Origin of the sequence: Amycolatopsis sp. lyj-112 (assembly GCF_046549055.1) — a bacterium.
Lineage (GTDB): Bacteria > Actinomycetota > Actinomycetes > Mycobacteriales > Pseudonocardiaceae > Amycolatopsis.
Genome location: NZ_JAJPWS010000004.1, coordinates 547,574 through 572,601, shown reverse-complemented (window position 1 = coordinate 572,601; position 25,028 = coordinate 547,574). Strand labels below are relative to the sequence as shown.

Sequence of the window (25,028 nt, the reverse complement as noted above, 5' to 3'; positions counted from 1 at the left end):
GCGGATTACGAGGCGTTGAGGTGTTCGGTCAGTCTCTCCCGGATCTTCGTGCCTTCGGTCCGGCCGAGCCGGTCGCAGAGGGCCAGCGCCCGTTCCCGGTCGTCGCGCGCCGACACCGGGTCGCCCATCTCGTCGGACAGGGCCGCCCGGTCACAGAGCGTGTCGATTTGGGACTGTGTCAGCCCGATGCGTTCGAATACCGCCACGGCCTCGGTCAGCCGGCGGCGCGCCTTCGCGTGATCCCCTTGACGGCGCATGAACCTTCCGGTGTCCTGCAGGGCACGGCCCTGGCCCATGGCCGCACCGTGGCGGCGGAACAGTTCGAGCGCCGTTTCGCATTGGGCGAGCGCCAGATCGGCCGAGTCGAGCGCGGCCAGGTTCTGCGCCGAGCGCAGCAGCAGGTACGCGTAGGTGGTGTCGTCCACGGGAGTGCGTGAGCCTCCGTGCCCCTGCTTGAAGTAGCGGACACAGATGTCGAACTCGACAGCGGCGTCGTCGAGTCTGCCGCTCCGGTACCAGAACGTGGCCCGCATCGCCCGCGCCACATGGAGCCCTGGCGGATAGTCCGCCTCTTCGAACAGGCGCACGGCGTCGTCGAACAGTTCGGGCGGCGTCGCGAGGTTGCCGTCGCGGAGCTGGGCGCTCGAAAGGTACACGCGTGCCCAGCCCTGTTCGCGGCGGTCGCCTGCTTCCACCGCCGCGTCCCAGGCCCGCAGGGCCATCTTGGCGGCCTCATCCGACTGGTCGCACAGCGTGGCCTGCACCCAGGCCAGATAGTTCCGATGGACGGCCTCGTCCCGTTTGCTGCCGATCGCGATGGCCGAGTTCATGGCGAGTTCGAACATCTCGTACCAGGTGCTCGCGGTCCCGCCGATCTCCGAGTACCAGTGCATGGATTCGGCCAGGTCGAGGACCGGCCGGTGGTCGCCGCGAGCGGCGACGCTTTTGACCGCGGCGAGCCAGTTCTTCATCTCGGCCTCGAGCCACCGGCCCGCGCTGGAGTGATCGTCGAACGACGACGTCGCGACAGGGGGACGGCTCGCCCCGTCGGTCGGGTGGAAGTACCGGGCCGCCGCCGTCGCGGTACGCACCAGCCAGTCGGCGAGACGGTTTTCCGCCGCCTCGACGGCTTCGGGGGTTTCCTCCTGGGTGAGCCGTTCCGTCGCGAACACCCGGAGCAGATCGTGGAACTGGTACCGGCCATTCTCCGGGGACGTCTGCAGCAGGCTCGCGTCGGCGAGTTCTTCCAGGAAGATGGCGGCGTCGTCCTCCTCCGCCTCGATGAGCGTCATCGCGGCACCCACGGAGAAATCGGCGGCCGGGACGACGGCGAGCCGCCGGAACACCTTGGCGGCGGTCGGCGTGAGCTGGCGGTACGACAACTCGAACACGCTGCGCACGTTGAGGTCGCCGGCGGTGAGTGTGGTCAGGCGCTTGCTTCGGTCTTGGAGTTGATCGACCAGGCGCGCCAGCGGCCACGTGGGACGGCTCGCCAGCCGGTTGCCCGCGATGCGCAGTGCGAGTGGCAGCCGCCCGCACAACGCGGCCAGTTCGATCGCCGCCGTTCGCTCTCGCGTGACCCGCCCCGGACCGACGATGGTCGACAGCAGAGCGACGGCGTCGTCCTCGCTGAGCACGTCCAGGTTGAGCCTGCTGGCCCCTTCGAGCCCCACCAGCATCTGACGGCTGGTGATCAGGGTGAGACAACGGGGCCCGCCGACCAGCAGCGGGCGGACCTGGGCTTCGTCGCCCGCGTCGTCGAGGACGATCAAGGTCGCGCGTTCCTGCAGGAGGGACCGGCACAAGCTCACCCGGTCTTCCAGATCGGCCGGGATGTGGACGGCGTCGACACCCAGCGAGCGCAGGATCAGGTGCAGTACGTCCGCCGGGTCGTTCGGTTCGGACGACATCCCGCGGAGCTTCAAGAAAAGGCGGCCATCGGGGAAGTCGGCCGCGAGGTCGTGTGCCGTTCGCACCGCGAGAGTTGTTTTGCCGGTGCCGGGAGGTCCGCTCAGCACGGCGATCCGGCCCGATCGGCGCCGGCCGCCGAGCAGGCCGGCCGCGAGAGTGCGCAACGCCTCGAGATCGTGCTCGCGTCCGGTGAGGTCGTCGACGTCGGCCGGCAGGATGCCGATCATGGGCGACTCGTAGATCCCGGCCGGTGCGGCGATCGGTGCGGCGATCGGCTGGGTACGGCTCTGTTTCGCGACCTTCTGCAGGCCGGTCAGCTCTTCATCGGTCAAGGACAGCGGGGCGGCGAGTGATTCGATCGTCCGGCGCTGGGGGCTTTTGGCGATCCCCCGTTCCATGTCGCTGATGGCCCGGACGCTGACGCCGGACCCCTCGGCGAGTTCCTCCTGCGTGAGGTCGGCGCGAACGCGGTAACCCTTCAACAGCGCCTTGAAAGTCGTGGTGGTCTCGCCTCGGGCGGCGTGCGTCATGCGCCGAATTATCCATACCCACCCGGCCGGTTCAACTCCACCTTGGTGCTGGGAAGCGCGGCTCGTTGCACTATGGCGTGTCACCCGCCGCCGCGATCAAAGCGGCGCGGACAGCCCGCGGGTGGTATCGGCCGAGTTCAGGGTGCTGCCGACGGCGCGTCCGAGAAGCCCCGACGACTTCGGCAGGCTGTTCGTGGCGGCGATTTCCGTTGAGGTGAAGCCGCTCGACCCCGCGGTGGTCGCTCCGATGAACAGGACAGCCCGTCGCCGATTCCGGCCACTGCGACGAGGCTCACGGTGCGGGTCGCTTGCTCGTACCACCTAGTGAGAGTGTTGGCAAAGTTGTCGCCGGTTTGGCAGGTCCGTGAAGACATCCCTGTGTTTTGGTTGTGGTCGGTGCAGCCGGTCGTGAGTGGTGATTCCTGTTCTAACGGATCCTCTTTGAGGTACCTATTTGAGGTACCTACGTGTGACCTGCGATGTCTGGTGCGGGGCGTGGGCTTCGGGACATCCTTCGGCGGCCCACGCGCGATCGTTGTGGCTGGTGGGACCAGAGGCATGCGTTCCGGGTCCGTGAAGGACTCCTTGAGGGACCCAGAGTTCCTCAAGGGGGCCTTCACGGACCTCGGTCCCGCGGTCAGCCGAAGCCAGAATCCAGCAGGTACCTAAGACACCCTCAGAGCACTAGGAAACCGCTGGACCGGTGCTGCCCCGCTCGGTCAGCCGCGGTGACAGCAGCCGGACTTCGGCCTGGCCGCCGTCGTCGAGACGGCGCATGGCCATCTCGACGGCGAGGCTGCCGAGTTCGGCGGCCGGGATGGCGATCGAGGTGAGCTGGACCGACTGTGCCTCCGCCATGTCCTCCGGGCAGACCGCCAGCACCGAAATGTCCTGCGGTACCTGCTTGCCGCGACGGTTCAGTTCGGACAGCAACGGGCCGAGGATGGCCTCGTTGTGCACGACCAGTCCGGTGACGCCGGGGTTCTTGGCGAACAAGTCGTCGAGGCAGGCACGGAGCGCGTCGTAGGAAGGAGCGCACGGGAACGAACCCGTGCGTACCTTGCGTTTCGAGGCCGCCTGGCGGAAGCCGCGCAGGAAACGCCCCGCGTAACTGGTGCCGCGCTTGTAGACCGCGGGGGAGGGGCCGATCAACGCGACCTCTCGGTGGCCGAGGTCGGCCAGATGCGTGACGCTCGCGGCACCGGCGGCGGTGAAGTCGAGATCGACGCAGGTCAGGTCGCCGGGATCGGCGGGAACCCCGATGAGCACCACCGGCCGGTGCAAGGATCTCAGCACCGGCAGGCGGGGCTCGGCGGTTTCGACGTCCATCACGATCAGCGCGTCCGCGATGGCGGACGCGGCGATCCGCCGCAGGCCGTCCGGGCCTTCGTTCTTGGTCAGCAACAGCACGTCGTGGTCGTAGGTGCGCGCCTCGGTGACCGTGGCCGCGACGAACTGCATGACCACCGGGACGTTCAGGTCCGTCCGCAGCGGGACGACGAGCGCGAGCACGTTGGTGCGGCTGCTGGCCAGCGCGCGAGCGCCGGCGTTCGGGTGGTAACCCAGTTCGCTGATGCTGTGCTGGACGCGGCGACGGGTGTCCTCGGAGATCGAACGCCTGCCCGAAAGCACGTAGGACACGGTGCTCGGGGAGACCCCGGCCGCTCGGGCGACATCTGCGATGGTGACCATGACCCGATGATAGTGCGGAGTCGAATCGATTCGACGACCTCGGGCGGTCTCACGCGCCGCCCTTGCTCAGTTCGATCAGCCGCGGCAGGCTTTCGGCGGGCAGTTCGACACCCCGGTAGGCCATGAGCTTGGTGAACCGGCGCATGGGCATCGAAGCGACCATGCGCATCCAGTCGGCGCTGTTCCGCGCCTGCTCACTCTGCTCGCCGGGCATGTTCTCGGCGAGCAGCCTGCCGAGTTCCGGGCCGACGATCGGGTGGCCGAACCAAGCCTCGACCGTCGAATCGAGCGACAGGACCGGGATGATGACGTCGCCGGCCAGCGTGATCGGCAGTTCGGCGACGATGTCGGCCGCGCTCCGCCCGAGCTGGACGGTGTAGTCGCCGGGGGATACCACCCACCGGCTCAGTTCGATGTCGTACCAGGCGAAGGCGCGACGATCGAGGGTGAGCTCGACCCGGCGGGTCTCGCCCGGTTCGAGGGAGATCTTGGTGAACGCGCGGAGTTCCCGAGCCGGGCAGCGCACCGGAGCCTCGCTGGAGGCGACGTAGACCTGGACGACGTGTTTCCCGGCGCGGGTCCCGGTGTTGGTGACGCTCACCGCGACGGTGGCGGAGTCGTCGCCCGTCACCGTGACCGTCGGATCGCCGGTCTCGAAGGTCGTATAGGACAGGCCGTGGCCGAAGGGGTAGCGGACCGCGACGTCGGCGGTTTCGTAGTAGCGATAGCCGACTATGACGCCTTCGCCGTACCGGACGTGGCCCGATTCGCCGGGGAAGTTGAGGTAACTGGGGTTGTCCTGCAACCGCAGCGGGATGCTCTCGGCCAAGCGACCCGACGGGTTGGCGATTCCGAAGAGCAGGTCGGCGATCGCGCTTCCGCCCGCCTGGCCGAGCAACCAGCCGTCGAGAATGGCGTCGACGTCGTCGTGCCACCCCTCCAGTGACACCACGCCACCGTGGGAGAGGACGACCACGGTACGCCTGCTCGCGGCCGCGACGGCCTTGATGAGTTCGACCTGCGCTGCGGGGAGATCGATGATCTCCCGGTCGAAGCCCTCGGACTCGTCCCGCTCGCCCAATCCCGCGAACACCACCGCGACGTCCGCCTGACGTGCGATTTCGACGGCGTTGCCTGCCAGGTCGCTCGCGTAGGTCACGGACTCCCCGAGCTCACGGATCGCGTCGAGCGCGGTGTCGACCCGGGTGGGGTTGACGTGGGAGCTGCCGCCGCCCTGGAAACGCGGATTCGCGGCGAACTCGCCGATGACCGCCACCGCCGCTCGCGTGCTCAGCGGCAGCGCGTCCCCGTCGTTCTTCAGCAGGACGGCACAGTCGGCGGCGACCTGCTTCGCCACCTCGTGCTGCTCGTCGGGATCGACGTCGCCGGCCGGGGGGACCGTCCGGCCGATGAGGGCGAGAAGGCGGCGGACACTCCGGTCGACGACGGCTTCGTCCAGCTCTCCGTTCCGGACGGCCGCCACGATCTCGGCGTCGCCGCTGCCGCCGGTACCGGGCATCTCGAGGTCCAGTCCCGCGGCGAGCGCCGCGACCCGGTCGTTGACCGCGCCCCAGTCCGAGACGACGGTGCCGTCGAAACCCCACTCGTCCCGCAGGACGTCGGTGAGCAGACGGCGGTTCTGGGAGGCGTAGACGCCGTTGACCCGGTTGTACGAACACATCACCGTCGCCGGGCGCGCCTCGGTCACGACACGTTCGAACGCCGGAAGGTAGATCTCGCGCAGGGTCCGCTCGTCCACGTCCACGCTGACCCGCATCCGGTCGGTCTCCTGGTTGTTGGCGGCGAAATGCTTCACCGACGCACCAACGCCTTCGGCCTGCATGGCCCGCACGTACGCGGTGGCGAGCACCCCGCTCACCAGTGGGTCCTCGGAGTAGTACTCGAAATTGCGGCCGCACAACGGGGACCGTTTGATGTTCACTCCTGGCCCGAGCACCACCGAGACCCCGGCCGCCCGAGCTTCCCGGCCGATGGCCGCGCCGACGCGCGCCGCGACCTCGGGATCCCAGCTGGACCCCACCGCGACCGACGGCGGGAAACAGGTGGCCGAAACGCTGTCATGGACGCCCAGGTTGTCGGCCTCGCTGTCCTGCCGCCGCAGGCCGTGCGGGCCGTCGGAAAGCAGGATCGACGGGATACCAGCGGCCTCGATCGCCTCGGTGTTCCAGAAATCGCGGCCGGACAGCAGCGACGCCTTCTGCTCGAGCGTCAGGTCGGTAGATTCGATCTGGAAGGTCAACGGGCTTCCTTTCCGGCGGTGATCTGTCCATTGTCCACTCGGCTGGGGTTCATGGTGGTGGCCCGAGCGACGTCAACGTGGCGCACCAGCCAATCCGGATCTGTTTGCTGTGCGGACTTTGCCGTGAGAGCACCAAACCTATCCGGCGGTGTTCAGTGCCGCCAGAGGACGGGCGGCCGTCCCCGCGCCCACCGCGGCGCTGGCGGATGCCCGGTTGGCGTCCGATGGGAAAGCGGTTTCCCATCGGGCGACGAAAGCCCGTTCGGACCATCGGCGACTTCGTGCGGGGCGGAAGACGGGCCATTGTCTCACCGTGAGACGTCCGCTAGCATCGCCGTGACACAGGACCGAATCGTTTTCGACAACCGGTTCCCTTCCTTCGATCGCCGATTGATCCCACCGCCCCAAAATCGCCAGGATGAGTCCCCGGCCATTCGTCGAAGCGCTTCGATTTCCCCGCGATGGAGTCCCCATGAGCAGAGCAGCTCTCTTCACCCGCCTACGCAGGACGGGAATGTTCGCGATGGCGGTCGCCCTCACCATGGGCCTCGCCTCACCCTCGATCGCGAACGAACTGGACGACTACCCGTTCCGTGACCCCGCGCTGCCGTTGAACACCAGGGTGGACGACCTGGTGAAGCGGCTGACCCTGGCGGAGAAGGTGTCGTTGCTGCACCAGTTCCAGCCGGCGATCCCGCGACTGGGTGTCCCCGAATTCAAAACGGGAACCGAAGCGCTCCACGGTCTCGCCTGGACGACGGAGCGGACGAACGGCAACGTCGTGACCGCGAACGCCACGGTCTTCCCGCAGGCGATCGGGCTGGCCTCCACCTGGGATCCGGCGTTGATCAAACGGGTCGGCGCGGTCGTCGGTGACGAGGCACGCGGCTACCACTCGCAGGACCCCGGATTCTGGGGACTCCAGTTGTGGGCGCCGGTGGTGAACCCCCTGCGTGACCCGCGCTGGGGGCGCAATGAGGAGGGCTACTCCGAGGACCCCTTGCTGACCGGCGCCATCGCGACGGCGTACGGCAAGGGCATGGCGGGTGAACATCCCCAGTACCTCAAGACCGCTCCGGTGCTGAAGCACTATCTGGCGAACAACAACGAGATCCGGCGTGACACCACGTCGTCCAACCTGCGCCCACGGGTGCTCCGTGAGTACGAGGAGCAGGCGTACAAGCCGGTGATCAAGGCCGACGCCGCGACCGGCGTGATGGGGTCGTACAACCTCGTCAACGGGCGGCCGGCGACGGTCAACCCCGATCTCAACGACGTCGTGCGGACCTGGACCGACAAGACGCTCTACAACGTCAGCGACGCGTCCGCGCCGTACAACCTGACCGGCTCCGAGCAGTACTTCAAGACCAACGAAGAAGGCTTCGCCGCCACGATCAAGGCCGGCCTCGACAGCTTCACCGTGGACAACCAGAACTCCGCGCCCACCATCGGGATCATCAATTCCGCGCTGGCCAAGGGGCTGCTCGCCGAGGCCGACATCGACAAGGCGGTGAAGCACGTCCTGAGTGTCCGCTTCCGGCTCGGCGACTTCGATCCGGACGGCGGCCCGTACGCCAAGATCGGCAAGGACGTGGTGAACAGCCCGGCACACCGGCAGCTCGCCCGTAAGTCGGCGGCCGATGCCATGGTGCTGCTGAAGAACGACCGTGGCGCCCTGCCGTTGGACCCGAAGCGCGGTGTCGCGGTGATCGGGCCGTTGGAGAAGACCCTGTACACCGACTGGTACTCCGGCGGGCTGCCGTACAAGGTGACCCCGGTGGACGGGATCAAAGCGCGGCTGGGCGGCGGCGCCAAGGTCACCGACACCGAGGCCGTCGACCGGATCGCCCTGCGCGAAGCCTCCACCGGTAGGTACCTCGGCGGCGGGGCGGGTGACGCGGGCGCGGTGCTCAAGGCCGGCGCCACCAGTGTCGGGGCCACGGAACAGTTCGACGCCTTCGAGTGGGGCGACGGCGTGCTGACCCTGCGCAGCGTGGCCAACGGGAAGTATGTCGAGCGACAGAACCTCGGCGACGCCACGAGCCCGTTCGTCAACCAGGCGCCGCAGCCGCGAGACTGGTTCGTCCACCAGCAGTTCAAGCTGGAGGACGCGGGTGACGGCACGGTCGTGCTCAGGTACGCCGGCTACGAGATCCCGAACGATTGGGACGGGCCGAACAGCTACCTCACCGTCGCCGCCGACGGCACGCTGACCTTGGGCTCGCCGAACGCCGCCGGAGCGACGAAGTTCCGCAAGGAACAGCTCACTTCGGGTATCGACAGTGCGGTGAGTGCGGCGCGATCGGCCGAGACGGCGGTCGTCGTCGTGGGCAGCATGCCGTTCATCAACGGCCGGGAGGATCACGACCGCACCACGATGGCGCTGGCCGAGAGCCAGAGCGAGCTGATCAAGGCCGTGCGGAAGGCGAACCCGAACACCGTCGTGGTGGTGGAGAACAGCTATCCCACGACGGTGAACTGGGAACAGGAGAACATCCCGGCGATCCTGTGGACCTCGCACGCCGGTCAGGAGACCGGCAACGCGCTCGCCGATGTGTTGTACGGCGACGTGAACCCGGCGGGCCGCGTCACCCAGACCTGGTACCGGTCGGACGCCGACGTCCCGGACATCCTCGACTACGACATCATCAAACGCGACCGCACCTACCAGTACTTCGACGGCGATCCGTTGTACGCCTTCGGGCACGGCCTGTCCTACACGAACTTCCGCTACAGCGATCTGCGGGTGGGCAAGCCGGGTCCACAAGGGACGTTCGAGGCCACGGTGAAGGTGACCAACACCGGGAAACGTGCCGGTGACGAGGTGGTGCAGCTCTACACCCACCAGCTCGTCTCCCGGGACAAGCAGCCGAACCAGCAGCTCCGTGACTTCGAGCGGGTGAACCTCGAGCCGGGGCAGACGAAGGCGGTGCACCTGTCGGTGCCCGACCTCCGGCATTGGGACGTCACCCGGGGCAAGTGGGTGCTGGAGTCGTCCGTCCACGAAGTGATGGTCGGTGCGTCCGCTTCCGACATCCGGCAGCGGTCGGTGCTCCCCGTACGCGGCGAGCAGATCCCGCCGCGCGATTTGACCAAGGACACCAGGGCGATCGACTTCGACGACTACTCGGGCGTCGAACTGGTCGACGAAAGCAAGGTCCGCGGTGACGCGGTCGGTGTCAACGCGGGAGACTGGCTGCGCTTCAGCGACGTGGACTTCCGTTCCGGGGCGAAGACCTTCACGGCCAAGACGGCTCGCGTCCAACCGGGAACGGCCACTGTGGAGATCCGGCTCGGCGGCCCGCGCGGCAGACTGGCGGGCACCGCGCAGATCACCAGCACCGGCGACAAGTACAAGTACTCGACCACCTCCGCGACGGTGTCCGGGCTGCACGGGCGGCATGACGTCTACCTCGTCTTCACGTCCGATTCGAGAATCAGCACGTTCTCCCTGCGGTAGCGGTCCCGAAGTGAAAGAAGGAGGCGTGCCGTGGTGAGTGTCCGATTCCGGCTGCTCGTCGGCGCCTTGCTGGCCGGCGTACTCGCGCCGCTGCCCGCGCAAGCCCTGCCGGGAACTCCGGCTTGCGGCACGCCTCCGGCCCGGGAACGGCAGGTGCTCTGGTACGACCAGCCCGCCACCGAGTGGGAAAGCCAGACCCTGCCCATCGGCAACGGCGCGCTCGGCGCCACCGTCTACGGCGGCGTAGCGCGGGAGCACCTGCAGTTCAACGAGAAGTCGCTGTGGTCCGGCGGCCCCGGCGCCGACCCTGCCTACACGGGCGGCAACTGGGAGTCGCCGCGGCCCACCGCGCTGGCCGAGGCGCGGAAGGCGATCCTGGAAAAGGGACCGCAGGAGCCCGAAGCGATGGCCGCGTTGCTGGGACAGCCCAAACGGGGGTACGGCAGCTACCAGAGCTTCGGCGATGTCTACCTGGACGGAGCCGAACCGGCCGAGGTCAAGGACTACCGCAGGGAGCTGGACATCTCCCGGGCGCTGAGCCGGGTCGGCTACGTGGCCGACGGGGTGCGCTACACGCGGGAGTCGTTCGCGAGTCACCCGGACGGCGTGATCGTCGTCCGGGTGAGCGCGGATCGTCCGGGCGCGGTGTCGTTCACCACGAGGCTCACCTCGCCACACGAGAAGTCGACCGTGTCCGTCTCCGACGGCCGGTTGACGCTGGCGGGCAAGCTGGCGGACAACGGCATGGCGCTCGAGGCGCAGCTGCTCGTGCGGAACCAGGGCGGGAGCCGGACCGATTCCGCCGCCGGCGTCGCGGTTTCCGGTGCCGACTCGGTGACGCTGGTACTGGCCGCGGGCACCGACTACGTCCACCGCTACCCGGACTACGTCGGCAGGCCTCCGCATCAGCGAGTCGGCTCGACGGTCGATTCCGCGGCGCGGAGATCGTTCGACGACCTGCGCGCCCGGCATGAGCGCGACTATCGCGCGCTGTACGACCGGGTAACACTCGACATCGGTCAGCAGGTGCCCGGGGTGCCGACCGACAAGCTCCTCGCCGCCTACACCGGAGGGCCGGGCGCGGCGGACCGGGCGCTGGAGGCGCTGTTCTTCAACTACGGCAGATATCTGCTGGTCAGCTCCTCGCGACCAGGTTCGCTTCCGGCGAACCTGCAGGGTGTCTGGAACCCGCACTCGTCGGCGCCGTGGTCGTCCGACTACCACGTCAACATCAATCTGCAGATGAACTACTGGCCGGCCGAAGTCGCCAACCTCGGCGAGACCACACCGCCGCTTTTCGATTTCATCGACCGGCTTCGGCCGCGTGGCAGGGATACCGCCAAGACCATGTTCGGTGCCGGCGGTTTCGTGCTGCACAACGAAACCAACACCTTCGACTACACGGGCGTCCACGACTGGCCGACCGCGTTCTGGTTCCCCGAATCCGCGGCCTGGTTGTCACGACACCTCTGGGAACACTACGAGTTCACGCAGGACCGCGGCTTCCTGCGCGAGAAGGCCTATCCGATCCTGCGTGACGCGGCGCAGTTCTGGCTGGACGCGCTGGTGGCCGATCCCCGGGACGGGAAACTCGTGGCCGTTCCGTCCTATTCACCCGAGCACGGCCCGTACACCGCCGGAGCGGCGATGTCGCAGCAGGTCGTGTGGGACCTGTTCACCAATGTGCTGGACGCGGGCGGGGTACTCGGTGGCGATCAGGCCTTCCGTGGCCGGGTCGCCGTGGCACGGGCGAAACTGGACGCGGGCTTGCGCGTCGGATCGTGGGGACAGCTGCAGGAATGGAAAGAGGATCTCGACGATCCTGCGGACACCCACCGGCACGTGTCGCATCTCTACGGATTGCATCCGGGCAGGCAGATTTCACCGCTCACGACGCCGGACATCGCCGCGGCCGCCGAGAAATCGCTGACCGCCCGTGAAGGAGGCGGAAGTGCGGGGGCACCCGGCTGGAGCCGGGCGTGGAAGGCCAATTTCTGGGCTCGGCTGCTGAAGGGCGAATCGGCGTTCGCGGCCTTCCGTGATCAATTGCGTTTCCAGACGTTGCCGAATTTGTGGGACAACCATCCGCCTTTCCAGATCGACGGCAATTTCGGCGCCACCGCCGCGGTCGCCGAAATGCTGGTGCAGAGCCAGACCGGAACGGTGCACCTGCTCCCGGCGCTGCCGTCGGCATGGCCTTCCGGGCAGGTGAACGGGCTGCGGGCGCGCGGCGCGTTCACCGTGGGCGCCACTTGGCGGGCCGGTCAGGCCGTCGAGCTTCGGCTGTGCAGCGACCGGGGTGGCCGGGTTTCGGTGAAGAACGACCTGCTCAAGATGTCGTTCCGGGTCCTCGACGCGCATACGGGCAAGCTGGTGCGGTGGACGCGGACCGGAACCGACACCATCCGGCTGGACACTCGGCCGGGCGGCGCTTATCTCGTGAGGGGATGAGCCCTTGAATCTCGCCGCACGCCCTGCGGCACCCGCGGGCACCAGGAAGCTCTTGACCATTCAGTCCGGTTACTGCGACACTTTATCGAAGCGCTTCGAAAGTCGGCGCGTATTTCACCGATATCCGCGCAATGGTGCACGGAAGGAAACCGGCCATGCGTAGTCCAGCACGATCCTTGATGAGCAGTATCGTTATGGCGTTGGTCGCCACTCTGGTGATAGGAGGAACGGCGCAGGCCGCCACCTGGAGTTCCTCGGACAAGTGGGCGACCTGGTCCAATGGCGGTTACACCGTTCGCAACAACATCTGGGGCGGCGGTGCCGGCCCGCAGTCGATCTGGGCGAACTCCTACAGCAACTTCGGTGTCTGGGCGAACCATCCGAACACCGGTGGCGTGAAGTCTTATCCGCATTCGGCGAAGAACGTCGGCCGCAAGTTGAGCGGGCTGCGGAGCCTTTCCAGCAGTTTCAACGTGTCCAGGCCGGGAAGCGGTGCCTACGCGACGGCGTATGACATCTGGGCGAACAACAACGCCTACGAGATCATGCTCTGGATGAACAAGCAGGGCGCGGTGGGCGCTATCGGGTCGAAGCAAGCGACGGCATCGGTCGGCGGCCACACGTGGGACGTCTACCGGGGGAGCAACGGCCACAACGAAGTGTTCTCCTTTGTGCGGACATCCAACACGAACGCGGGTTCCGTAGACGTGCTGGCCGTCATGAACTGGATCAAGAATCGCGGCTGGTACGGCGATGTGACGATCGGTGAAGTCCAGTTCGGCTTCGAGATCACCTCGTCCAGCGGCGGGATGAACTTCACCTCGAACAGCTATTCCGTTTCCTCGTCCTGATCGGCTCCTGGCGGGCATCGGCCGCGCACGGCGCCCGATGCCCGTCAGGTACCACCCCGCACGATCTGTGTCGTCGGCCTGGGAGTGTCTCCATGCGAATGCGTCGAACAGTCGCTGTTCTCGCCATCGCCGCGTCGGTGCTGACTCCGGCGACGGCGGAAGCCGCGCCACCGGATGGCGCCTGGCCGCGTTCGGTCACGGTGACCGAGTCGTCCCTCCAGGGAGTCCACGGCACGGCACCCGACGCCACGATCCGCAATGTCCTCACCGTCACCGCGAACGGGGCGGCACTGCGGATCCGGCTCGGCAACCCGTTCGGCGGCACCCCGCTGGTCGTGCGGTCGGCGTGGGTCGGGTTACAGCCCGAAACGAATTCACCCAAGCTGGTACCCGGATCGAACCGCCGTGTGACGTTCGGCCTCAGGCGGACGGTGACGGTGCCGCCGGGTGGCAGTGTCTGGAGCGACCCGCTGCCGCTGACCGTGCGGTCCGGCGATCACGTCGCGGTGAGTGTGTACGCGCCGGGTTCGCCGATCAACGACCACACCTTCCCGCCGCCGGAGACCGACACCCCCGGATCCTTCCTGTCGGCCGCGCCCGGTGATGCCGGATCGGACGAGTCGGGGACCGCCTACGGCGCCTTCTCGCCAGGCAACCTGTGGTGGGTGGACGCCGTCAGTGCCGTCTCCGCCGCGCGCGGCACCATCGTGGCACTCGGCGATTCGATCACCGACGGCTACAACGCCTTCGGCGGCGGCCCGCGCTGGACCGACGTTCTGGCGGCGCGGATCGGGAAACTGCCACCGGGACAACGGCTCTCGGTGGCGAACGCGGGGATCAGCGGCAACACGGTCAGCGTCCAGCCGAACCCGTACGACCCGACCAATCAGTGCTGCGGCCCGCCCGCCCCGTCGCGGCTCGACCGTGACGTGCTTTCGCTGCCCGGGGTGAGCCACGTGTTGCTCCTGGAAGGCACCAACGACATCGGCGGTGGCGACCACGCGCCGCCGGCGCCGGCGGCCCAGGTCATCGACGCCATGCGAACCATCGCGGCGAGGGTGCACGCCGCCGGGCCGAAGATGATCGGTGCCACCATTCTGCCGATGTGCAACGCGGCGGGCGGCCCGAAGGAACAGGCGCGGCTCGCGGTCAACAAGTGGATCCGCACGTCCGGGACGTTCGACTCGGTGCTGGACTTCGACGCGGTGATGCGTGATCCCGCTGACCCGACGGTGATCCGTCAGGCGTGGCGGAACGACTGCTACCACCCCAATGCCGCGGGTGACCGCGTCCTCGGCGAGTCGATCGACCTGTCGGTGTTCGGCCTGCCCGCGCCCGCCGCGCTCACGCCGGCCCCGGGCCATCGCCTCGCCGGGTAGTGGACCACACCTGAGGCATGAACCGGCCGTCGTCACTTCACCGGGCCGACGGTGCGGACAGCGTCAGTACCTCCGGCTCCGGAGCCGCGCAACAACCCGCTGGTCGGTCATGCGCAATCGCCACTCACGACCACCCGGTCCCGCCACTTCTGCACCCGCCCGGCGCAAAAGGGCTCGACTTTAAAGGTGCGGCCGCCGCAGGTCAAGACATTGTGCTGAGCGCCCGCATGGTCCTATCGTATTGTCGAAGCGCTTCGACAGCTTGGATCACCGTGGATGCCGAGGGAGGCCGCAATGGCCAACGGACATCGCCGCACAACGGCGGTTTCGGTCTTCGTGGTGTTCTTCCTCCTCTTGGGTGACACCTTCGTGGCCGCGTCGGCTGTTCCGGCGGCTTCGGGCCGTCAGACCGTGGACCTCAATCGGGACTGGCGCTTCCTCCGCTGGGACGCACCCGGTGCGGCGGGCCCCGGATTCGACGACTCGGCCTGGGCGCGGGTGACGGTGCCGCATACCTGGAACGCCGAAGACGGACAGGACGGCGGCGGTGACTACTACCGCGGGGTCGGCTGGTATCGCCGCTCGCTCGTGGTGCCGCCGCGCTCGGCAGGCAGAAAGCTCTGGCTGCAGTTCGACGGTGCGAACACCACCACGGTGGTATGGGTCAACGGCGTACGCCTGGGTGAGCACAAGGGTGGCTATGCCCGGTTCCGGTTCGACGCGACCTCCGTGCTGCGGCCGGGCCGGGACAACCTGATCGCGGTCAGCGTCAGCAACGCGGCGGATTCCGCGGTCGCGCCGTTGTCGGGCGACTTCACGATGGGCGGCGGGCTGTATCGCGACGTCAGCCTGGTCGTGACCGACCGGGTGCACGTCGACATGCTCGACTTCGGGGGCCCGGGTGTCTATTTGCGACAGCGCGTCGTGGCTGAGCGCCGCGCGTCGATCGAGGTGACCACCAAACTCGCCGGCGGGACCGCGAAGGTGCGGACGCGGATCACCGGGGAGAGGGGCACTCCCGTCGCACAGGGAACGACGGGAGTGCGCGCGGCGGGGACCTCGGTCACGCAGACGCTCGTCATCGACCGGCCACGGCTCTGGGCAGGACGCGCGGACCCGTTCACCTATCAGGTCGTCGTCGACGTCCTCGACCCGCGCACAGGGCGGATCATGGATACGGTGACCGAGCCGCTCGGTGTCCGGACCGTGGCCGTGGATCCGGCCGAAGGCTTACGTCTCAACGGAGACCACGTGCGCGTTCAAGGCGTGAACCTGCACCAGGACCGGATCGGCAAGGGGTTCGCGATCTCGCCGTCCGAACTGGCGGAGGACTTCCGGCTGATGGCCGAAATGGGCGTTAACGCGGTGCGGACCGCGCACTACCAGCACGGGCCGGGGTTCTACGAGCTCGCCGACCGGTACGGGTTCCTCGTGTGGACCGAGATCCCGCTGGTCAACCTCACGGACGCGTCCCCCGAGTTCCGGACCGTCACCGAACAGCAGACGAGCGAGCTCGTGCGGCAGAACTTCAACCATCCGTCGGTGGTGTTCTGGGGGCTGGGCAACGAATTGTGGAACGACACACCCCAGGTCAACGAGCTCGTCGCCGCGTTGACCCGGCAGGTCACGGCCGAGCGGCCGGGTGGGATGACCGCGTATGCGAGCTGCTGTGTGTGGGACCGCGGCGTCCTGAACTCGCACGCGGAGATCAGCGGCTACAACAAGTACTTCGGCTGGTACACCGACTCGACCGCGGACTTCGGGAAGTGGGCCGACGAACTGCACGCCGCCGATCCGCGGCGCAAGATCGGCATGAGCGAGTACGGCGCGGGGGCGAGCGTCCACCAGCATGCGGAGCGGCCTGCCAGGCCGGTGCCGGATTCGGACTGGCATCCCGAGGAGTACCAGTCGAAATTCCATGAGGACTACTGGCGCGCCATCGAGAGCCGTCCGTACCTGTGGGGTGGGTTCGTCTGGGTGATGTTCGACTTCGCCTCCGACGGGCGCAGTGAAGGCGACACCTACGGCCGCAACGACAAGGGCCTGGTGACCGGGGACCGCCGGATCCGCAAGGACGCCTACTACTGGTACCAGGCGAACTGGACCAGTACCCCGGTCGTCCATCTCACCAGCGGTCGCTGGACCAGTCGAACCGCTTCGGTGACCGACGTCAAGGCGTACACCAACGCCGACACCGTCACCCTGCACGTCAACGGCAGGCAGATCGGCGCCGCGCGCAGTGGCGCCGACCGGGCCGTCGTCTGGCCGGAAGTCTCCCTGAACCCCGGACCCAACGTGGTCACGGTGTCCGGAGTCAAGGACGGCCGTATGCACACCGACCAGGCCACGTGGACCCTCACGGGCTGACGATCATCGATTCTTGTGGAGGAAACCCTTGATGTCCAAGCGACTACTGGCCGGCGCGATGGTCGCCATGCTGGCCATCGCAGGCTGCGGATCCGGCTCCGGCAGTGACGATGCGAAAACACTGAAGCTGTGGCACTACGAGGCGCCGGACAGTGCGATGGGCGTGGCCTGGGCCGAGGCGATCAAGCAGTTCGAAGCGAGCCACCCCGGTGTCAAGGTCGTCTTCGAGGAGAAGGGTTTCGAGCAGATCCAGAAGACGGCGCCGATGGTGCTGAACTCGAGCGACGCGCCGGACATCCTGGAGTACAACAAGGGGAACGCCACCGCGGGCCTGTTGTCCAAGCAGGGACTGCTGACCGACCTCAGCGAGGAAGTGACCAAGCGCGGCTGGGACAAGCAGCTCACCCCGGCGCTCCAGACCACCGCTCGGTACGACGAGAACGGCGTGATGGGGGCCGGGAACTGGTACGGGGTCCCGAACTACGCCGAGTACGTGAAGATCTTCTACAACAAGGACATGTTCGCGCAGCAGGGCCTCGAGGTGCCTGCCACGATCGAGCAGCTGACCGCGGCCATGGACAAGTTCGCCGCCGCCGGTGTCACACCACTGGCCGTCGGCGGGTCGGAGTACCCGGCGCACCAGGTTCTGTACCAGCTCGCGCTCACCAAGGCCGACCGCGGCTGGGTGGATCGCTACCAGCGCTACACCGGCAAGGTGGACTTCCACGACGCCGCGTGGACCTACGGCGCGACGACGTTCGCCGACTGGGTGAAGAAGGGCTACATCAGCAAGGATTCGGCGGGGGTGGACGCCGAGGGTATGGGCCTGTCGTTCATGCAGGGCAAGTCCCCGATCATGATCAGCGGCAGCTGGTGGTACGGCAGGCTGGTCAAGGGCATCAAGGACTTCCAGTGGGGTTCGGTTCCGTGGCCGGGGATGACCTCGGGTTCCGCGGGCAACATGTGGGTCATCCCGAAGGGGTCGAAGAACCGGGATCTCGCACTGGACTTCATCGCGATCACGATGTCCCAGCCCATTCAGGACAAGCTGCGTGAGGCCGGCGGTGTCCCGGTGGTGAACAGTCCGGCACCGCCCGCCGACCCTCGGCTCAAGGACCTGGTCGAGGACTTCACGCAACTGTCCACTCAGGACAAGCTGGCGTTCTATCCGGACTGGCCCGCTCCCGGGTACTACGACGTCCATGTTTCGGCCGCGCAGAAGCTCATCACTTCCAGCGCGCCGCCGGCACAGGTGCTCGACGAGCTCGCCAAGCCCTACGAGGAGAATCTGGCGAACGTCGGGAAATGACCAGAGGACGAGGAACTTATCTGCTCTTCCTGGTCCCCGGCGCGCTGCTGCTGATCTCGGTGATCCTGGTGCCGTTCGCGATGAACATCGGCATCAGCTTCACCCAGTGGTCCGGCGCCGGCGATCCGAAGTGGACAGGACTGGACAACTACCGGCGGTTGTTCGCGGACGACATCTTCTGGGCGTCGTTCCGCCACAACCTAGGGCTCGTGGTGGCGATGGCCATCGTGCCGACGGTGGCGGGGCTGGTCATCGCGGCCGCGCTGTTCGACTTCGTGGCCAAGCGGTTCGGGACGCGGGCGGCCAGTGTGCTGCGGGCCTGCGTCTACCTGCCACAGGTGCTGCCGATCGCGGTCGCCGGCGTCGTGTGGAGCTGGATACTGGCGCCCGAGGGCGCGGTGAACGAACTCCTCTCCGCTGTCGGACTCGGCTCGCTCGGCCAGAACTGGCTCGGCGACCCGGACGTCGCGCTGTGGAGCGTGATGGGCGTGATGGTGTGGATCCAGGTCGGCTATCCGGTGGTGATCTTCATGGCCGGGATGCAGCGCGCGGATCCCTCGCTGCAGGAGGCGGCCGAGCTGGACGGGGCGGGCTGGTGGGGCCGGTTCTGGCATGTGACCGTCCCGCAGCTGCGACCGGAGGTCTTCGTGGTCCTGCTGACCTGCACCATCGCCGCGCTGAAGGTGTTCGGGCCGATCTACGTACTGACCAGGGGCGGACCAGGAGGTTCGACCAACGTGCCTTCGTACTACTCGTTCCAGAACTTCTTCGAGAAGACCCAGGTCGGCTACGGCGCGGCGATCGCGACCGTGCTCACGGTCCTGATCCTCGTCCTCACCACGGTGTTCCTCCGCGTACAGAACCGGGGTGAGCGCGCGTGAAACGACATGTGACGCTCTGGTCGTTGATCATCCTCGCGGTCGTGATGCTGGCGCCGTTCCTGATCGTGGCGTTGAACGCGCTGAAGTCCCCGTCGGAATACGCGTCGGACGGCCCACTGTCCTTTCCGGACGGTGTGTACCTGCAAGGACTGATCGACTTCTGGGTCCGGGTCGACTTCGGGCAGAAGCTGCTCAACAGCGTCGTGATCAGCGTGTCGGTCGCGGTGCTCGCCGTGGTGATCTCGGTGCTGAACGCCTACGCGCTGGGCATCGGCAGGGTCCGCGGCCGGGCGTGGATCCTGGTCGCGTTCCTCATCGCGAACACGTTGCCGCAGGAGGCGCTGGCCTACCCGCTGTACTTCCTGGCCAACGAGACCGGTCTCTACGACACGCAGCTGTCCGTGATCATCATCTTCACGATCATCCAGGCCGCGTTCGGCACTTATCTGCTGTCCTCCACTTACGTCGGATTCCCGACCGAGCTGCTGGAAGCGGCGTATCTCGACGGTGCGAACAAGTGGCAGACCCTGGTGCGGATCGTGGTGCCGATCAGCAAGCCGACGCTCGGCGTGCTGTTCGTGTTCTTCTTCATCTGGACGTGGAACGAGTTCTTCCTGCCCTTGATCCTGCTGATCTCCAACGACACCCAGACCGTTCCGGTCGCACTGGGTGTGCTGCAGGGCCAGCGGATGATGGACGCGACCATGACCAGTGCCTCGGCGTTGCTCGGGGTCATTCCGGCGATCGCCTTCTTCCTGATCTTCCAGCGGACGTTGACACGTGGCATCACGGCAGGGGCGGTCAAATGAAGTTCAGCAACGGGTACTGGCTGCTGCGCGACGGAGTGCAGGCGGCGCATCCGGTCGAGGTGTACGACCTCACCACGGAAGACGGCAGGATCGTCGTGCACGCGCCGACCCATCGCATCCGCCATCGGGGCGACCTGTTGAAGGGGCCGGTGGCGACGGTGAAGTTCTCTTCGCCGATGCCGGACGTGATCGGGGTGAGCGTCACGCATTTCGAGGGCGGGTTGCCGGAGGAGCCCCGCTTCGAACTGTCGGCCGTCGATGAAGAGGCGAAGGTCTCCGAGGACGGCCGCACGCTCACCTCCGGCGGGTTGTCGGTCCGGCTGCACCGCGGTGAGGGGTGGAAGGTCGACTTCGTCGCGGGCGACAAGGTGCTCACCACCAGCGGGGCCAAGGGGATGGGCTTCATGAGTCTCGACGGCACGCACCATGTCCGTGACCAGCTGGACCTCGGCGTCGGGGTCCAGGTATACGGACTCGGCGAGCGGTTCGGGCCCCTGGTGCGCAACGGCCAGGTCGTCGACATCTGGAACGCCGACGCGGGCACGAGCAGCGAGCAGGCCTACAAGAACGTCCCGTTCTACCTGACCAACGCCGGTTACGGCGTGTTCGTCAACCATCCGGGGCACGTGTCCTTCGAGGTCGCCTCGGAGTCGGTGTCCCGGGTGCAGTTCAGCGTCGAAGGGCAGTCACTCGAGTACTTCGTCATCTACGGTCCGAGCCCGAAGGAGATCCTGCGCAAGTACACGGCGCTGACCGGCAGACCGGCGCTCCCGCCCGCGTGGTCTTTCGGGCTGTGGCTGTCGACGTCGTTCACCACCTCCTACGACGAGGAGACCGTCTCCGGCTTCGTCGACGGCATGATCGACCGCGACCTGCCGCTGAGCGTGTTCCATTTCGACTGCTTCTGGATGCGCGAGTTCAACTGGTGCGACTTCGAATGGGACCCGCGTACCTTCCCGGACCCCGTCGGCATGCTCGAACGCCTGAAAGCACGGGACCTGCGGATCTCGGTGTGGATCAATCCGTATGTGGCGCAACGGTCCCCGTTGTTCGCCGAGGGAGTCACCGGCGGCTATCTGCTGCGGAAACCGAACGGTGACGTGTGGCAGTGGGATCTGTGGCAGCCGGGGATGGCGCTGGTCGACTTCACCAACCCCGCCGCGCGGGAGTGGTACGCGGGCAAGCTGGCCGCCCTGCTCGACCAGGGTGTGGACTGCTTCAAGACCGACTTCGGCGAGCGGGTCCCGACGGACGTCGTCTACTTCGACGGATCAGATCCCGAGCGGATGCACAACTACTACACGTACTTGTACAACAGGACCGTCTTCGATGTGCTCCGTGAACACCGCGGTGAAGGTGAGGCGGTGGTGTTCGCCCGCTCGGCCACCGCGGGATCGCAGCAGTTCCCGGTGCACTGGGGCGGTGACTGCGAGTCGACCTACGAGTCGATGGCCGAGAGCCTGCGCGGCGGACTTTCCCTCGGCCTGTCCGGTTTCGGGTACTGGAGCCACGATATCGGCGGCTTCGAAGGAACCCCGGATCCGGCCCTGTTCAAACGCTGGATCGCGTTCGGGATGCTGTCTTCGCACAGCAGGTTGCACGGCAGTTCGTCCTACCGGGTGCCGTGGCTGTTCGACGAGGAGGCCGTCGACGTCCTGCGGGTGTTCTCCAAACTCAAGGCACGGCTGATGCCCTACCTGTGGCACGCGGCGAAACAGGCGTCGGCCGAGGGCATCCCGATGATGCGGGCGATGGCGCTGGAATTCCCCACCGATCCGGCGTGCGCCCACCTGGAGCGGCAGTACATGCTCGGTGACTCCCTCCTGGTGGCTCCGGTGTTCTCGGACGAAGGCGAAGTGACCTACTACGTTCCGGACGGCCTCTGGACCGACTACTTCACCGGCGAAGAGATCCAAGGGCCCCGATGGGTGACCACGGTCTGCGACATGCTGACCGTTCCGCTGCTCGTGCGGCCCAACACCGTCCTGCCGCTGGGTGCCGTCGACGACCGGCCGGATTACGACTACGCCGAAGGGGCCACCCTTCGGCTGTACCGGCTGGAGGACGGCGCCCGGATCACCACCACCGTCGGCGATTCGACGTTCCACACCCGCAGGGAGGGCGACAGCGTCCACGTCGACGCCGAGTCCGCGCCCCGAACCTGGCAGGTGGCCTTCCCTGAGGGTGACGACCCGATCGTGGCCACGGGAACCGCGTTGACGATCGAAGGCGTCCAATGAGGATCTTCGCGGCTTTCTTGATGCTGCTGGGACTGGTCGTCGCACCCGCTCCGTCGGTGAGCGCGTCGCCGGTCGTGCAGGCGCGTGAACACCAGGTCGGTTACGACAAGTACTCGCTCACCGTCGACGGCCGCCGGATCATGCTGTGGTCCGGCGAGTTCCACTACTTCAGGCTGCCCAGCCCGGAGCTTTGGCGGGACGTGCTGGAGAAGATCCGGGCGGCCGGGTTCACCGGTGTCTCGCTGTACTTCCACTGGGGCTACCACTCTCCGGCGCCCGGTGTGTACGACTTCAGCGGAGTGCGGGACGTGGAACGGCTGCTGAAGATGACCGAGGAGCTCGGGCTCTACGTGATCGCCCGGCCCGGCCCCTACATCAACGCCGAGACCACCGGGGGCGGCTTTCCCGCGTGGCTCAAGACGGTCGACGGGCGCGCGAGGTCGAGCGACCCGGGCTACACCGCCGCCTACCGGGAATGGCTCAGCCGGATCAACCCGATTCTCGTCCGTCACCAGGTCACCCGTGGCGGCTCGGTGATCGCGTACAACGTGGAGAACGAGTACGGCGCCAACGTCGATCCGCTCTACATGGAACAGCTGCAGGAGAAGGCCAGGGCCGACGGGATCGACGTGCCGATCGTGCACAACAACTGCTGCAACGGCGACCTGCCGAACTGGTCTTCGGGACAAGGTGCCGTCCAGATCCCCGGCGTGGACGACTATCCGCAGGCGTTCAACTGTCCCGATCCGGATACGTGGGGGACCTGGGGTGAAGGTGTCACGCGACGGTTACGGGACGACGCCCCGGTCTACGCCGCCGAGTACCAGGCGGGCGCCATCGACCTGAACAACGCGGGCTACGAGAAGTGCCGGGAGCTGACGGGCCCGGACTACATGAAGGTGTACTACAAGTCGAACGCCGTCGGCAGCGGCGCGACGATGTTCGGCTACTACATGCTGTACGGCGGCACGTCCTGGGGCTGGCTGCCGCAACCCAACGACGTCTACACCTCCTACGACTACGGCGCGGCGATCACCGAGTCGCGCGCGCTGACCACGAAGTACGACGAATTCAAGCGTCAGGGTTACTTTATGACCACGGTCGCGCCGTTGACGAAGACGGACCCGGCCGCGGCGCCGAGGTCCGGCGACCCGGCCGTGTTCACCCAGGCGAGGTCCAATCCGGACACACGTACGCAGTTCGTTCTCGTCCGCCACGCGGATCGGCGCGCGTCCACGGAACTTTCGACCACTTTGGACTGGTCGACCCCGGACGGCGACTACTCGGTGCCGGTCCGGGTCGACGGACGGGACGCCAAGATCCTCGTCGCCGGATACGACCTCGGCGGGCAGCGGCTGGTGTGGTCGAACTCGGAGATCCTGACCCACGTCACCGCGGACGGCCGCGACGTCGCGATGCTGTACGGGCGGCAAGGCGAACAGGGATCGACGGTGCTCCGGTACGCGTCGGCGCCGAGCGTGCGCGTGCTCGACGGCGACGTGCGAAGCTCGTTCGACGGTAAGGATCTGCGCCTCGACTACACCCACTCGGGGCTGGCCAGAGTGCTCATCTCGGGTGGCGGACGGCCGCCGATGCTGCTCCTGCTCGGCACGGACGAGACCGCCGCGCAATTCTGGCGGATGGACACTGAAGCCGGGCCGGTACTGGTCCGGGGCACCTCGGTCGTGCGTGAGGCCAAGCTGGCGGGCGACAAGCTCGTGCTCCGGGCGGACACGGACGCGCCGGGTGACGTGGAGGTCTTCGCTCCGGCCCGCCGGCTCGTCGTCGGCGGCAGGCAAGTGGAGACCCGGCGCACACCGAGTGGGTCGCTGCTGGGCGCCCTTCCGGGACCGCGTGCGGTGACGCTGCCCGAGTTGTCGGACTGGCGGTATCGTGCCGAGCCGCCCGCCTCCGGTGACACGGGCTGGACCGTGGCGGACAAGACCACGACAGCGAGCCCGATCAAGCCGAAGACCTTTCCGGTCCTCTATTCCGACGAGTACGGCTACCACCACGGCAACGTCTGGTATCGCGGCGACTTCACCGCCGATGGCAGCGAGAAGACGGTGTCGCTGAACGCCATCACGGGTAGGGGCGGCAGCTACCTGGTGTGGCTCAACGGGCGCTATCTCGGGTCCGCCCTCGGCGGTACGCAAGCCGATTCGGAAGCGCCGGTGAACCCCGACCCCGGCCGCGGTGACTTCGCCGTGCCGGAAGGGCTGCTGGCCAAGGGAAAGCCGGCCAGGCTCTCGGTGCTCGTGACCAATATGGGGCACAACGACGACTGGACGGCCGACGACACCAGGTTCAAACAGCCACGCGGGCTCTTCGGGGCGGCGGTCGGCGACACGAAGATCTCTTGGAAGATCCGAGGCGCTCGGGCAGACGGCGGCGAACGGGGCCCGCTGAACACCGGCGGCTTGTACGGCGAACGCGAGGGCTGGCATCTTCCGGGTGGTGGTCACGGGCGCTGGGAGCGGCCACCTGCCACCTCGGAACCGGGTGTCTCCTGGTACCGCACCAGCTTCCGGGTGGACGTGCCCAAGAACCAGGACGTCTCGGTCGCGCTGCGGTTCGGCGAGCGGGCGGGCAAGTACCGCGTGTTCGTGTTCGTCAACGGCTGGAACATGGGTCAGTACGTCAACGGCGGTCCGCAACGTGACTTCGTGCTGCCGACCGGGGTGCTCAAAAAGGCGAACAGCCTGTCGCTGGCGGTGGTCTCGACCGAAGGCGGGGCGGGCGCGCCGGTGCCGGTGAGTCTCGTTCAGCTGGGTAACCACTGGACCGGCGGGGCGCGGTAGGGGGCTGGATCGCGCTGGTCGTGAGTGACGATCGTGGCCCTCGGAGCAACCGCAGCCGGAAGCCACGTAGGTACCTAAGGCACCTGG

General features: G+C 67.3%; 13 protein-coding genes. 10 read left to right on the top strand and 3 right to left on the bottom strand.

The window, feature by feature from the left end; translation table 11 throughout:
• Positions 1-5: 5 nt before the first annotated feature.
• The 3 genes from ACLJRL_RS18385 to ACLJRL_RS18375 form a co-directional block, all read right to left on the bottom strand.
• A complete protein-coding gene (locus ACLJRL_RS18385) occupies positions 6-2,441 on the bottom strand; it encodes an NB-ARC domain-containing protein (protein WP_410657410.1) in 2,436 nt (811 codons plus the stop codon).
• Between the two features lie 684 nt (positions 2,442-3,125).
• Complete coding sequence (locus tag ACLJRL_RS18380; protein WP_410657409.1) at positions 3,126-4,133, bottom strand: LacI family DNA-binding transcriptional regulator; 1,008 nt, start codon at positions 4,131-4,133, stop codon at positions 3,126-3,128.
• 49 nt (positions 4,134-4,182) lie between these two features.
• Positions 4,183-6,393 (bottom strand): glycoside hydrolase family 3 C-terminal domain-containing protein, encoded by a 2,211-nt coding sequence (locus ACLJRL_RS18375; RefSeq protein WP_410657408.1) that lies wholly within the window; start codon positions 6,391-6,393, stop codon positions 4,183-4,185.
• 472 nt (positions 6,394-6,865) lie between these two features.
• Here ACLJRL_RS18375 and ACLJRL_RS18370 point away from each other — a divergent pair, with 472 nt between their 5' ends.
• From ACLJRL_RS18370 to ACLJRL_RS18325, 10 genes are all read left to right on the top strand, one after another.
• The gene (locus tag ACLJRL_RS18370) at positions 6,866-9,853 is read left to right on the top strand and encodes a glycoside hydrolase family 3 C-terminal domain-containing protein (protein WP_410657407.1); all 2,988 of its coding nucleotides are present in this window, start codon (positions 6,866-6,868) and stop codon (positions 9,851-9,853) included.
• A gap of 30 nt (positions 9,854-9,883) precedes the next feature.
• The gene (locus tag ACLJRL_RS18365; protein ID WP_410657406.1) at positions 9,884-12,304 is read left to right on the top strand and encodes a glycosyl hydrolase family 95 catalytic domain-containing protein; all 2,421 of its coding nucleotides are present in this window, start codon (positions 9,884-9,886) and stop codon (positions 12,302-12,304) included.
• A 155-nt stretch (positions 12,305-12,459) separates the two neighbouring features.
• Positions 12,460-13,155 carry a glycoside hydrolase family 12 protein gene (locus ACLJRL_RS18360; protein ID WP_410657405.1) on the top strand — a complete coding sequence of 232 codons (696 nt, stop codon included), beginning with the start codon at positions 12,460-12,462 and terminating at the stop codon, positions 13,153-13,155.
• 98 nt (positions 13,156-13,253) lie between these two features.
• Entirely contained in the window at positions 13,254-14,534 is a 1,281-nt protein-coding gene (locus ACLJRL_RS18355) for a GDSL-type esterase/lipase family protein (protein WP_410657404.1), read from the top strand.
• A 294-nt stretch (positions 14,535-14,828) separates the two neighbouring features.
• Positions 14,829-16,901 carry a glycoside hydrolase family 2 TIM barrel-domain containing protein gene (locus tag ACLJRL_RS18350; protein ID WP_410657403.1) on the top strand — a complete coding sequence of 691 codons (2,073 nt, stop codon included), beginning with the start codon at positions 14,829-14,831 and terminating at the stop codon, positions 16,899-16,901.
• A gap of 31 nt (positions 16,902-16,932) precedes the next feature.
• Positions 16,933-18,210 (top strand): ABC transporter substrate-binding protein, encoded by a 1,278-nt coding sequence (locus tag ACLJRL_RS18345; protein ID WP_410657402.1) that lies wholly within the window; start codon positions 16,933-16,935, stop codon positions 18,208-18,210.
• Complete coding sequence (locus tag ACLJRL_RS18340; RefSeq protein ID WP_410657401.1) at positions 18,207-19,091, top strand: carbohydrate ABC transporter permease; 885 nt, start codon at positions 18,207-18,209, stop codon at positions 19,089-19,091. The genes ACLJRL_RS18345 and ACLJRL_RS18340 overlap by 4 nt, the downstream gene beginning before the upstream one ends.
• Positions 19,088-19,900 (top strand): carbohydrate ABC transporter permease, encoded by an 813-nt coding sequence (locus ACLJRL_RS18335; RefSeq protein WP_410657400.1) that lies wholly within the window; start codon positions 19,088-19,090, stop codon positions 19,898-19,900. Before ACLJRL_RS18340 ends, ACLJRL_RS18335 begins: the two co-directional genes overlap by 4 nt.
• Positions 19,897-22,140, top strand: a complete 2,244-nt coding sequence (gene yicI, locus ACLJRL_RS18330) for an alpha-xylosidase (protein ID WP_410657399.1) — start codon at positions 19,897-19,899, stop codon at positions 22,138-22,140. Before ACLJRL_RS18335 ends, yicI begins: the two co-directional genes overlap by 4 nt.
• Positions 22,137-24,941, top strand: coding sequence for a beta-galactosidase (locus ACLJRL_RS18325; protein WP_410657398.1), 2,805 nt, complete (start codon positions 22,137-22,139; stop codon positions 24,939-24,941). Before yicI ends, ACLJRL_RS18325 begins: the two co-directional genes overlap by 4 nt.
• Positions 24,942-25,028 lie beyond the last annotated feature (87 nt).

Excerpts from the sequence above, each read along its gene's own strand:
- ACLJRL_RS18385 (WP_410657410.1), bottom strand. The coding sequence starts at position 2,441 with ATGACGCACGCCGCCCGAGGCGAGACCACCACGACTTTCAAGGCGCTG.
- ACLJRL_RS18380 (WP_410657409.1), bottom strand. The coding sequence starts at position 4,133 with ATGGTCACCATCGCAGATGTCGCCCGAGCGGCCGGGGTCTCCCCGAGC.
- ACLJRL_RS18370 (WP_410657407.1), top strand. The coding sequence starts at position 6,866 with ATGAGCAGAGCAGCTCTCTTCACCCGCCTACGCAGGACGGGAATGTTC.
- ACLJRL_RS18360 (WP_410657405.1), top strand. The coding sequence starts at position 12,460 with ATGCGTAGTCCAGCACGATCCTTGATGAGCAGTATCGTTATGGCGTTG.
- ACLJRL_RS18355 (WP_410657404.1), top strand. The coding sequence starts at position 13,254 with ATGCGTCGAACAGTCGCTGTTCTCGCCATCGCCGCGTCGGTGCTGACT.
- ACLJRL_RS18350 (WP_410657403.1), top strand. The coding sequence starts at position 14,829 with ATGGCCAACGGACATCGCCGCACAACGGCGGTTTCGGTCTTCGTGGTG.
- ACLJRL_RS18345 (WP_410657402.1), top strand. The coding sequence starts at position 16,933 with ATGTCCAAGCGACTACTGGCCGGCGCGATGGTCGCCATGCTGGCCATC.
- ACLJRL_RS18340 (WP_410657401.1), top strand. The coding sequence starts at position 18,207 with ATGACCAGAGGACGAGGAACTTATCTGCTCTTCCTGGTCCCCGGCGCG.
- yicI (WP_410657399.1), top strand. The coding sequence starts at position 19,897 with ATGAAGTTCAGCAACGGGTACTGGCTGCTGCGCGACGGAGTGCAGGCG.
- ACLJRL_RS18325 (WP_410657398.1), top strand. The coding sequence starts at position 22,137 with ATGAGGATCTTCGCGGCTTTCTTGATGCTGCTGGGACTGGTCGTCGCA.